The following is an 11,479-nucleotide window of genomic DNA, read 5'->3' on the forward strand; positions in this document are numbered from 1 at the left end:
TGGACCTGTTTCCGGTGCTGCGTGACCGGACGCACCAGAAGGTGTCGCTGCTCTCCGGCGGCCAGCAGCAGATGGTGGCGCTCGGGCGGGCGTTGCTGCGCGACCCGAAGTACCTGCTGCTGGACGAGCCCGGGCTCGGCCTCGCGCCGGTCGTGATCGACGAGATCTACACCTACATCGCACAGCTGTGCTCCCGCGGGATGGGCGTGCTCCTCGTCGAGCAGAGCGTCACCCGGGCCGCGAGCGTCGCGGACGAGCTCGTGCTGCTGCGCGTCGGCACCGTCGACCGCGTCGTCGACACCCAGAACCGCGCTCAAGTCGACCAACTCGTCGCCGACGCGTTCGGCGTCCACCACTCGTAACGGAAGGCACCCCTAATGACCACCATCGCACTCACCAACGCCACCGTGTTCGACGCGACCGGCGCCGAGCCCGTGGAGGGGGCCACCGTCGTCGTCGACGGCGAGCGCATCGTCGACATCGCGACCCGCGGGGCGGCGCCGGCCAGCGCCGACAAGGTGATCGACTGCGCGGGTAAGACGGTCATGCCCGGTCTGATGGACGCGCACGTCCACATCGGCGCGATCGACGTCAACATCCTCGAGCAGCACCGCAACTACCAGACCAGCCACGCGGCGCTCAAGATGGGGCGCATCCTCACCGGGACCCTGATGCAGGGCTACACCACGGTGCGCGACGCCGGCGGCTGCGACGCGGGCTTCCGGCAGGCCGTGGAGCAGGGCGACATCCTGGGTCCCCGGCTGCTGGTGTCGAACGCCCCGCTGTCGATGACCGGCGGGCACGCCGACTGGCGGCGCCCCACCGAGCGCGGCAAGGCCGTCGAGTGCTGCTCCCAGGTGGGCATGAACGCGATCGTCGCCGACGGCCCGGAGGAGATCCGCAAGGGCGTCCGGGAGAACATCCGCACCGGCGCCGACCAGATCAAGGTGATGGCCAGCGGCGGCGCGATGTCCCCGGCGGACGAGCTGGACACCATCCAGTACAGCCTGGAGGAGCTGCGGATGGCGGTGCAGACCGCCGAGGCGGCCGGCACGTACGTGCTGGCGCACGCGTACTCGTCCTCCGCGATCCGCAACTGCATCGCCGCCGGTGTGCGGTCGATCGAGCACGGCAACCTGATGGACGAGGAGACCGCGAAGCTGCTCGCCGAGGTCGGCACCTACCTGGTGCCGACGCTGTCGACCTACGAGCTGCTGCACCGCCAGGGCGCCGAGCACGGGGTCGCCGCGGAGCCGCTGGAGAAGATCCGGATGGCCCACGAGCAGGGAATGCGCTCGCTGGAGTACGCGTACCGGGCCGGGGTCCGCATCGCCAGCGGCTCAGACCTGCTCGGCCCCATGTTCGCGCACAAGCACCGGGAGCTGTCGCTCAAGGCCGAGGTGATGCCCGCCGCGGACGTGCTGATCGCGACCACCCGTACCAACGCCGAGCTGTTCGGCCTGGCCGACCGCCTCGGCACCGTCGAGGTCGGCAAGCTCGCCGACCTGATCGTGGTCGACGGCCGCCCCTGGGAGGACATCAACGTCTTCGCCGCGCCGACCGCCGTGCCCGTCGTCCTCAAGGGCGGCGCGCTGGTCAAGTACGAGCTTGTCTGACCCCATTTCGTACAGGAGGAAATGCAATGGCTCCCGTGACGCTGGCCGCCGCGAACGTCCGCATCGAGCACGACAAGGCGCGCAACCTGGCGAAGTTCCTCGAGATGATCGACGAAGCCGCGACCAAGGGTGTCGACGTGCTCGTGCTGCCCGAGGTCGGGCTGCAGGGGTACGCGGACTTCGCGTTCGGTCTCGGTGACAAGGGCACCGCCGCCCAGAAGCAGTACTACTTCCGCGAGTCCGAGCCGGTGCCCGGCCCCGCCACCGAGGCGATCCGCGCCAAGGCCGCCGAGCACGGTATGTACGTTCAGCTCGGGCTCGCCGAGCGCGCCGGGCACGGCAACGTCATCCTCAACTCGACCGCGCTGATCGGCCCGGACGGCGTGGTGGGCGTGTACCGCAAGACGCACAACACGTTCGAGTTCCCGTATTTCAACGCCGGGCAGTCCACCCCCGTCTTCGACCTGCCGTTCGCGAAGGCCGCCAGCCTGATCTGCTACGACCTGGCGTTCCCCGAGCTGATGCGGGTCTTCGCGCTGCAGGGCGCCACGCTCGGCCTGATGTCCACGGCGTGGCCGATGAAGGGCCACGACCCGGCCGACGACTACCACGGCTTCGCGATGGACCTCTCCGCGCAGGCGAACGCGTTCTTCAACCAGATGTGGCTGGTCGTCTCCAACCACTGCGAGAAGGGCGTGTACACCGCCGGCGTCGACTACTGGGGCCACAGCCAGATCGTCGACCCCTACGGCAAGGTCGTCGCGATGCTGGCGGACGAGGAGGGCCTCGTCGTGCACACCGCAGACCTCGAGGCGACGACCCTCGCCAGCCGCACCGAGGGGTTCTTCGGGCTGAACCTCCTGCAGGACCGGCGTCCGGACCTCTACGGCCCGATCGTCGGCACCGACCTCTACGCCCCGAGCGACCGGCCCGCGCCGCGCGCTTCGGCCGAGTAACCCGCCACGTCAACGAAGGGCATTTTCTGTGCTCCGCCAGGCCATCCTCAAGACCGCGGCCAGCCACCGCGCGCGGCGGGCGATCGAAGCCACGCCGCTCACCCGGTCCGTCGTGGACCGCTTCGTCGCCGGGGAGGACGTTCCCGCCGCCGTACGGGCGTCGGGGCGGCTCCAGACCTCCGGGTGTCTCGCCACCCTGGACTACCTCGGTGAGGACACCACCGACCGCGCGCGCGCCGACCACGTGACCCGGCAGTACGTCGCGCTGCTCGACGCGCTCGCCGCGGCCGGGCTGACCGGCATGGCGGAGGTGTCCATCAAACTCTCCGCGCTCGGTCAGGCCCTGCCCCGCGAGGGCGAGGCGGTGGCGCTGGAGAACGCACTGCGGATCTGCGCGGCGGCCACCCGGGCCGGCACGACGGTCACGGTCGACATGGAGGACCACACCACCACCGACTCGACGCTCGGGATCGTGGCGCAGCTGCGGCGCGAGTTCCCGCAGACCGGCGCGGTGATCCAGGCGTACCTGCACCGCAGCGAGGCCGACTGCCGGGAGCTGGCGACCGCCGGGTCGCGGGTGCGGCTCTGCAAGGGGGCGTACCGGGAGCCGGCGAGCGTGGCGCACCAGTCCCGCGCCGAGGTGACCGCGGCGTACCTGCGGTGCGCCGAGATCCTGATGGGCGGCCCCGGCTACCCGATGCTCGCCACCCACGACCCGGAGATCATCGAGGCGGGGACGCGGCTGGCGGCGGGACGCGCCGGCGGCTACGCGGGGTACGAGTTCCAGATGCTGTACGGCATCCGCCCGGGCGAGCAGGCGCGGCTCGCCGAGGCGGGCCACCAGGTCCGGGTGTACGTGCCGTTCGGCGAGGAGTGGTACGGCTACCTGATGCGGCGCCTCGCGGAGCGTCCGACCAACCTGCTGTTCTTCCTCCGCGCCCTGACCAGCCGCAACTAACCAGGAGTAACCCACCTTCATGGACGCGATCACCAACGTCCCGCCCCCCGTCAACGAGCCCAACCAGACGTACGCCCCCGGCAGCCCGGAGCGCGCCCGCCTGGTCGAGAAGCTGGCCGAGCTCGCCGGGGACCGGGTCGAACTCGACATGACGATCGGCGGCCGGCGCCGGATGGGCACCGGCGACCCGATCGACGTCGTCCAGCCGCACCGCCGCCACCACGTGCTCGGCACGCTGCGCAACGCCAGCCACGACGACGCCCGGGCGGCGGTCACGGCGGCTAAGGACGCGGCCGCCGGATGGCGGGCGCTGTCGTTCGACGACCGTGCAGCGATCTTCCTCAAGGCCGCCGACCTGCTGGCCGGGCCGTGGCGGGAGACGCTGAACGCCGCCACCATGCTCGGGCAGTCGAAGACCGCGTACCAGGCGGACATCGACGCGGCGTGCGAGCTCATCGACTTCTGGCGCTTCAACGTGGGCTTCGCCCGGCAGATCCTCGCTGATCAGCCGCAGTCGTCGGCGGGCGTGTGGAACCGCACCGACCACCGGCCGCTGGAGGGATTCGTCTACGCGATCACACCGTTCAACTTCACCGCGATCGCCGGGAACCTCCCGACCGCGCCCGCGCTGATGGGCAACACGGTGGTGTGGAAGCCCTCCCCAACCCAGCAGCTCAGCGCGGCGTGGACCATGCGGCTGCTGGAGGCCGCGGGCCTGCCGCCCGGCGTCATCAACATGGTGACCGGCGATGGCCTGGCCGTCTCCGACGTCGCGCTCGCCGACCCGGACCTGGCCGGCATCCACTTCACCGGTTCGACCCGGACGTTCCAGCACCTGTGGCAGACGGTCGGGGAGCGAATCCGCACCTACCGCAGCTACCCGCGGATCGTCGGTGAAACGGGCGGCAAGGACTTCATCGTCGCCCACCCGTCGGCGGACGCCGACGTGCTCCGGACCGCCATGATCCGCGGAGCGTTCGAGTTCCAGGGGCAGAAGTGCTCGGCCGCGTCCCGCGCGTACGTGCCGCGGTCGCTGTGGACGCGGCTGCGCGACGACTTCCTAGCCGAGGTGCAGTCCCTGACGATGGGCGACGTCACCGACCTGTCCCACTTCATGGGGGCGGTCATCGACGAACGCGCCTTCGCCAAGCACCGCGACGCGATCGAGCGCGCCCGCGCCTGTTCGACCGCCGAAATCGTCGCCGGTGGCACGTACGACGACAGCGAGGGCTGGTTCGTTCGCCCCACGGTCATCGAGAGCACCGACCCGACCGACGAGGCCTTCACGACCGAGTACTTCGGACCGATCCTCGCCGTGCACGTGTACGAGGACGGCGCGTACGACGAGATGCTCGCCCAGATGGAGTCGGCGTCGGCGTACGCCCTCACCGGGGCGGTCATCGCGCAAGACCGCGCAGCCATCGCACGGACCGCGGATGTACTGAGGTTCGCCGCGGGGAACTTCTACGTCAACGACAAGCCCACCGGAGCGGTCGTCGGCCAGCAGCCCTTCGGCGGCGGGCGGGCCAGTGGGACGAACGACAAAGCCGGTTCCGCGCAGAACCTTCTGCGCTGGACCAGCGCGCGCTCCATCAAGGAGACGTTCGTGCCGGCGACCGACTACCGCTATCCGCACATGGGCTGACGTTTGTCCCCACCGCTCGTCGATCGCGGTGCGTAGTACCGCGAACGACGAGCGGTGGGTCACCGGCGTGAGCTTTTCGGTCTATCGCAACGCGGGCCTCCTCACCTGGCCGGCGATGTCCCAGCGCCGAGCGGATGAACGCGACTTGGTGCGGGCATCGCTCGAACGCCGGTGATACTCGCCCCATCGACCTGTCCACTTTCGGCGGCACCTGACACACGTTCGCGCGAACATGTGCCCTTTGCCGAAGGGCTTGTTCGAGGTGACGATCAACGACGCGCGTTCGTAGCGGTTGGAGACGAGTTGGAAGGTGAAGGCCGGAGCCACGCCGGTGCTGGCCGGTGACGTCGAACCGGACAGGCAACACCCCATTTGAGCGGTACGGCTGATGGCCGCGTGCGCGAACCGGCTCATTCACTGCATCGTGGCGAGGGCTGCGGCCCGATCGGAACCCAAGCGAGGTCAACCTGGACTTATTGCAGTAGATGTAACACAACAGGGCTGCCATCCTGGCCGCCTACCTACTCCAGGCACGCAGACCTGGGCCGCCGTCGAGGCGGTCCAGGACGAAACCGGCTCGAGCGATGGTCCAGCTGAGTGCTCGAACCCCCGGGGTCGGCGTCGAAGCCACGCTGTCAGCGGCAGAAGTGTATGTGTCCGCGGTCTGATGCCGGACCACGCCAGCACAGGCGTGACTGGAACGCTAAAGGCTGGACGTTCGAGACCTACGGGTTGCACTACCGTTACTCGGTGCGCCTTCTCGTGTTCGGCGGTACCGGCTTCCTCGGGTTAGAGATCACGCGTCAGGCCCAGCTCGCAGGTAACGATGTAGTGGCTACCTTCCACACTCGCGTTCCGTCCATTACTGGCGTGGACTGGCGCATGGTCGACATCCGACGCCGCGACGACGTCACGGCGTTGGCCCTGCAAGCCCGACCCGACGTGGTCGTCAATGCCGCGTACCGGCAGTCCGACTGGGCAACCACCGCCGACGGCGGCATGCACGTTGCCCTCGCGGCGGCAGCGGTAGGAGCTCGGCTCGTGCACGTGTCCAGCGACGCGGTCTTTTCCGGTACGACGGCCAGCTACGACGAGACGCACCTGCCGGACCCCACGACACCATACGGTGCTGCCAAAGCCGCAGCGGAGACTGCGATCAAGGGCATAAGTCCGAGCGCGATCGTCGCCCGGACCTCGCTGATCGTCGGTGACGGCGGCTCCCAGCATGAGGAATACGTACACGCCCTGGCGTCCGGTGCCGTGACCGGCGCCCTTTTCACCGACGACGTGCGATGCCCCGTGCATGTCACCGACCTGGCTGCGGCGCTACTAGAACTGGCTGCGTCGCCGTACGCCGGAGTGCATCACGTCGCCGGTGCTGATGCCGTCAGCCGCTACGAGCTCGGAGTGCTGATCGCCCGACGGGACGGTCTCGACCAAGCCGCTCTCCCCACTGGCCTACGGGCCGCCACCGGTCTTTCAGGCCCCATCGACGTGCGTTTGGACTGCGCCAAGACACAGGCGCGGTTGACCACCCGACTTCGAGGTGCACGCGAGTTCCTCGTGCCCACACCGACTTGACGCGTTGTGTTGATCTGTTCGCGATCGCCTGTTACCACGGCATGAAACGCCTGCGCATCCGGTGGGAACGCCGCGACGACATCCACGAAGGCTTCCGCTCCCTCGCCACCTGCGTCATCACGTGCCGGCACGTCGTACGACTTTGTTAGGACCTTTTAGAGAGTCATCTCGCTGCGGCGGGATCGCGGGTACCCCCGCCAGGGACGCGTGACCGGGCCGTTGTGCGACACAATACCTAGCAGTACTATGCACAATACTTCTAGGTAAGGAACGGGGTGAGTTCTCGTGAAGGTCGCCAAGGATCTGGTGGCCGCCTCGGCGACACCGATGGTGCTCGGCATCCTGGCCGAGGGGGAGAGCTACGGCTACGCCATCCTCAGGCGGATCAACGAGCTGTCCGGTGGCGAACTGGACTGGACCGAGGGGCTGCTCTACCCGTTGCTGCACCGGCTTGAGCGCCTCGGTTATTCGGAGTCGAGCTGGCAGTCGGTCGCCGGCGAGCGGCGGCGCAAGTACTACCGCATCACTGACAAGGGCCTGGCTGAGTTGGCCGAGCAACGCCGCCAATGGGACACGGTCACCGACGCGCTCAAGGAGATCTGGCTCGGCCTCGGCGACCGCAGGCCGCTGACGGCGATCCCGCTGGAGTGCCGGCCATGACGGCGCGGGAGGGTCAGGAGGAGTTGGAGGCGCAGTTCGAGCAGTGGCGTCGCTACGTGCTCCGCCGCAGGGAACTGCAGCCGTCCGACGTCGACGAACTCGAAGACCATCTCCGCGGATCCGTCGACGAGCTCATAGCTGCAGGCCTGAGCCCGGACGAGGCGTTCCTCGTCGCGGTGAAGCGGATGGGCAGCCTCGACGAACTGTCGCGCGAGTTCGCCCGGGAGCATTCGGAACGATTGTGGAAGCAGTTGGTGCTGACCGGCGACCCTGACAGCCCGGCGGCGAACACGCACTCACGGCGGGACATGTGGGCGATGGTCCTCTGCGGGGCGGGCGCGGCGGTGTCCATCAAGGTGCCGGAGCTGTTCGGGTTGAGGTTGGCGGACGACGGCGCGTTCTACGCGCGGAACTTCACCCTGTTCGCCCTGCCCTGGCTGGCGGTCTTCCTGGCCTGGCGCCGACAGGCCCGACGCCCGCTGATCGGGACACTGGTGGCGCTGTTCGGGCTCGGCGCGGTGGCGGCCAACGCCTACCCCCTGGCCGAGGAGTCAAAGTCGCTGGTCCTCACCAGCATCCACCTCCCCATCGCCCTGTGGCTTGTGGTGGGTCTGGCCTACGTTGCCGGCGACTGGCGCTCCTCGCGCCGACGCATGGACTTCATCCGCTTCACCGGCGAGTGGTTCATCTACTTCGTACTCATCGCCCTCGGCGGCGGTGTGCTCCTCTTGTTCCTGTTCCACACCTTCAATGCCATCGGGATCATCCCGGAGGAGTTCATCTCGCAGTGGCTCCTTCCCTGCGGCGCCGTGGCCGGGGCTGTCGTGGCCGGGTGGCTGGTCGAGGCCAAGCAGAGCGTGGTCGAAAATATCGCCCCGGTGCTCACGCGGCTATTCACTCCGCTGTTCACGGCAGCACTGCTGGCATTTCTCGTCGCCGTCGCCTGGACCAGCCATGGCATCAACGTGGAGCGCGAAGCGCTGATCCTGTTCGACCTCCTGCTGGTCGTGGTGCTGGGGCTACTGCTCTACTCGATCTCAGCCCGCGATCCGCTGGCCCCGACCGGCCTGTTCGACAAACTTCAGCTCGCTCTCGTGGTCAGCGCGTTGGCCATCGACGTACTGGTACTGCTCGCGATCACCGGACGCATCACCGACGAGTACGGCACCACACCCAACAGGGCTGCCGCGCTCGGCGAGAACGTCATCCTGCTGGCCAACCTCGCCTACTCGGCGTGGCTGTTGCTGAGGTTCATCCGGCGGCGCACACCGTTCGCGGCGCTCGAGCGCTGGCAGACCGGCTACCTACCCGTGTACGCCGTGTGGGCCTGGATCGTGGTCCTGCTCTTCCCTCCGTTGTTCAGCTATGTCTGACCGAGAAGGTCCACCCCATGACGGCGTGGGTACGTTGGCCGCCGGGCTCGATGACGCGGCACTTGACCTGCAGCAAGGAGCCGTCTGCCGCACGAACGTCCCAGCTCTTCTCCGACTGCGGCGCGAGTTGGCCTCGATACGCCTTTGCAACGACGGACTCGCCCAGGTCACCAGCAGGGGCGTTGCGTGACCTAACAACGCCACGCTGGATCAGCTCAGGAGGATCCGAGAGTAGAGCCCGAGCAGTTGCCGGATGCTCATCGATCGGAGATCAGGATCGGTACGTGCCTGCACGGCGTGACGGTGCACCCCGGCGCGTACGAGTACGCCTCGCGAACCCGCTCGGCGGCATGTGCGTGCGTCTTCGGCTTTCGCGAAGGAGCGTGATGTCGGCACCGGCGCTCATGTGGACGACCGTGGCTGACCGCCCCGATCCGCCCGCCGCGCCGCTGGTTCAGCCCCGATGGTGCGCGATGTTGATCACGTTGCCGTCTGGTGCCCGTACGAAGAACCGGCGCACACCCCATGGCTCTGTAGTCAGAGGGTGCACGATCTCGTAGCCGAGTTTCTGAGCATCTTCATAAGCACCTTCCACGTCATCCACCTGGACGGAGATGACCGGGTCTTCGGGTGCGGTTGCGTCGCGTGTCACGAGCTGGACGTTGGCTCCGCTGTCGGGAGAGGTGTAGCGGGCCACCCATCCCATGTTGAACTCCTCCGTGCTCAGGCCGAGGTAGTCGGTGTAGAAGCTCTTCGCTGCCTCAACCTCAGCCACTCGAAGGTCGGCCATAACGCGTATGACGCGCATGTGGTCCTCCTGCTCGGAAATGAATGCTCATGATTGTCTTCCGAACGCTGCGGCTTGTCGACTCGCGCACTGCGGTGATGGCCGTTCTTCCGTGGCCCACGAAGAAGATTACCGAGCGCGACGCGCCATGCAGTCAATTCGACATGACGGGACACCTGGTGGGGACCGTCGCCGTAAGCATCGTGTGGGGTCCCAAAACCCTGAACCGGTGGTGACCTGGACTTCTACGCGGCTCGTTCGTACTCGGTGATGAGCCGGCCGAGGACGGGGCGGCGTTTGGGCCGTTCGTGGGTGAGGTCAACGACGGGACGGTCGGAGCGGGGGGGGGGGGGGGGCACGCCGAGCGCTGCGTTTGCCCAGGTCAGTCGCAGTAGTGACGGGGTTTTGGAACCCCGCAGGCGCCGCTGTGCTCCTACTGCCGGACCAACCCGGCGAAGCGGCAACCTCGATCCGAAGAACCTGACGCCGGCCTGCGGGCATCGCAACCCGTCGAAGAACAATAGGATCGTGCCGAAGAACCCGCCCAAGGGGTACGCGGGCACGTCGCCGCCGCCCTGGTGGCCCAGATCGATGATCCAGGAGTGGTATCTCCTGTAGGGCGGGATGAGACAGGAACGTGGATGAGACGGAGTCCTCGCTGACCGAACCCATCTACGTGGTGCACGTCGAGCCGGCCGGGTGGCCAGCACCTCTGCGCAAGGCGTATGTCTGGGTTGAGCACAAGCTGCCCGGCCACGTCGAGGAGTTGTGGCTCTCCGACCTCGGCGAGGGGCTGGCCCGGATCGTCTGCGTGCCGTTCTGGACCGACGGCCTGGCCCGCCACGACGTGGTGGCGCTCGACCCGGCCGGCGGGCCGATCCGGGTGCACGAACGGTCCGGTCACCGGGTGCTCCGCGTCCTGTTCACGCCGACGGCGCCGACCGGACTCACCGAGGCGCTGGTGCCGGTCGCGGAGTTCGACGGCATACCGCACGAGCACTGGGGTGACCAGTTCATTGTCTTCGACATCGCGCCCAGCACGGACCCGCAGGACCTGGTCGGCTCCCTCGACAAGCTCAAGGCCGAGGGGCACCTGATCTGGGAGTGGGGCGACTAGTAACACCGCAGCACAACACGGGGCTCGATGTGATGGTTTGGGCCGTGGCCACCTATGAATATGGACTGATGGGGCGGCTGAGCAGTATCTCATCGAGGTGGCGTCAAGATTGGAGGTTTATATGTTTGAAGCGAAAGGAACCAAAGGTGTCCCGCCGAACTATAAGAGGAACATGTTCTATCGGTTAAGCGTTTGGTTTCTGCGCCTCATGCCCGCGGCTATCGCTGCGTTCTTCATCTGGCCAGGTTTTTGGTTCACCTTACCTGCTCTTATTGTGTTCGGACTAAGCGTCACATTACCGCTTCGGTATACTGCCTACTTCGACTGGGGAATGTCGACATCCGACTTGCATGCAGCGCTTCTTCGGGATGCGGTGGATACTCGTTTCGGATGAGAGGAAAGGCATGCTGCGGCGTCGAGTAGATCTGCGTCAACCTGTCGGCGGAGCCCTGTGTCTGGTAGGCGACAGCGGGTGACCGATCGCGGCGCTATCGCTGCTGATGGCCCGCAAGCTGACCCGGCGTCTGTGTCGACCGTGCCGACGACGACGTACCGGGTGGAGCTACGGCTCTTGGCCGCAACCCGGAACAGCGCGCTCGCTGTCGTGACTGCCAGCACCGGCCCGCGAGCTGGCGAGCTTACGGCGTTCGGTTAAGCATCAACTCGGCGTGGCAGATTTCCGTACGGAAGGCGCTGTTGCGTTATCGGATCGGATGACGCGTTGAGCCGGGGTCGGTTTCGAGGTCAGATCGCCAGGGCGAGTTCGGTGAACGCCGCGGCGACCCG

Annotated in this window: 10 protein-coding genes and 1 pseudogene; 9 read left to right on the plus strand and 2 right to left on the minus strand. The window is 67.5% G+C overall.

Annotated elements, in window-relative coordinates:
- The 5 genes from AB0J06_RS25785 to pruA all read left to right on the plus strand — a co-directional run.
- The coding region (locus AB0J06_RS25785) for an ATP-binding cassette domain-containing protein (RefSeq protein ID WP_357432186.1) at positions 1–362 on the plus strand (362 nt) is incomplete at its 5' end.
- A gap of 15 nt (positions 363–377) precedes the next feature.
- Positions 378–1,616, plus strand: coding sequence for an amidohydrolase family protein (locus AB0J06_RS25790; protein ID WP_357432188.1), 1,239 nt, complete (start codon positions 378–380; stop codon positions 1,614–1,616).
- Between the two features lie 26 nt (positions 1,617–1,642).
- Positions 1,643–2,572, plus strand: coding sequence for a carbon-nitrogen hydrolase family protein (locus tag AB0J06_RS25795; protein ID WP_357432190.1), 930 nt, complete (start codon positions 1,643–1,645; stop codon positions 2,570–2,572).
- A 28-nt stretch (positions 2,573–2,600) separates the two neighbouring features.
- On the plus strand, positions 2,601–3,530 hold the full coding sequence (locus tag AB0J06_RS25800; protein ID WP_357432192.1) for a proline dehydrogenase family protein: 930 nt from the start codon (positions 2,601–2,603) through the stop codon (positions 3,528–3,530).
- Between the two features lie 19 nt (positions 3,531–3,549).
- On the plus strand, positions 3,550–5,175 hold the full coding sequence (gene pruA, locus AB0J06_RS25805; RefSeq protein ID WP_357432194.1) for an L-glutamate gamma-semialdehyde dehydrogenase: 1,626 nt from the start codon (positions 3,550–3,552) through the stop codon (positions 5,173–5,175).
- Positions 5,176–5,403: 228 nt separating this feature from the next.
- Here the strand turns inward: pruA and AB0J06_RS25810 are convergent.
- Positions 5,404–5,490, minus strand: a pseudogene (locus AB0J06_RS25810) (ATP-binding protein); the annotation flags it as partial.
- 435 nt (positions 5,491–5,925) lie between these two features.
- On the opposite strand from AB0J06_RS25810, the gene AB0J06_RS25815 reads away from it, so the two are divergent.
- The 3 genes from AB0J06_RS25815 (at position 5,926) to AB0J06_RS25825 (ending at position 8,789) form a co-directional block, all read left to right on the plus strand.
- Positions 5,926–6,756, plus strand: a complete 831-nt coding sequence (locus AB0J06_RS25815; protein WP_357432195.1) for a sugar nucleotide-binding protein — start codon at positions 5,926–5,928, stop codon at positions 6,754–6,756.
- Between the two features lie 285 nt (positions 6,757–7,041).
- Positions 7,042–7,416 (plus strand): PadR family transcriptional regulator, encoded by a 375-nt coding sequence (locus AB0J06_RS25820; RefSeq protein WP_357432197.1) that lies wholly within the window; start codon positions 7,042–7,044, stop codon positions 7,414–7,416.
- Positions 7,413–8,789: a permease prefix domain 1-containing protein gene (locus AB0J06_RS25825; RefSeq protein ID WP_357432199.1), complete on the plus strand. Its 1,377-nt coding sequence runs from the start codon at positions 7,413–7,415 to the stop codon at positions 8,787–8,789. The genes AB0J06_RS25820 and AB0J06_RS25825 overlap by 4 nt, the downstream gene beginning before the upstream one ends.
- 454 nt (positions 8,790–9,243) lie before the next feature.
- On the opposite strand, the gene AB0J06_RS25830 is transcribed toward AB0J06_RS25825, so the two are convergent.
- The gene (locus AB0J06_RS25830) at positions 9,244–9,597 is read right to left on the minus strand and encodes a VOC family protein (protein ID WP_357432201.1); all 354 of its coding nucleotides are present in this window, start codon (positions 9,595–9,597) and stop codon (positions 9,244–9,246) included.
- A gap of 616 nt (positions 9,598–10,213) precedes the next feature.
- Here AB0J06_RS25830 and AB0J06_RS25835 point away from each other — a divergent pair.
- Positions 10,214–10,693, plus strand: coding sequence for a DUF4265 domain-containing protein (locus tag AB0J06_RS25835; protein WP_357432203.1), 480 nt, complete (start codon positions 10,214–10,216; stop codon positions 10,691–10,693).
- Positions 10,694–11,479: the final 786 nt, after the last annotated feature.

The organism is Micromonospora sp. NPDC049679 (assembly GCF_040659735.1).
GTDB lineage: Bacteria > Actinomycetota > Actinomycetes > Mycobacteriales > Micromonosporaceae > Micromonospora_I.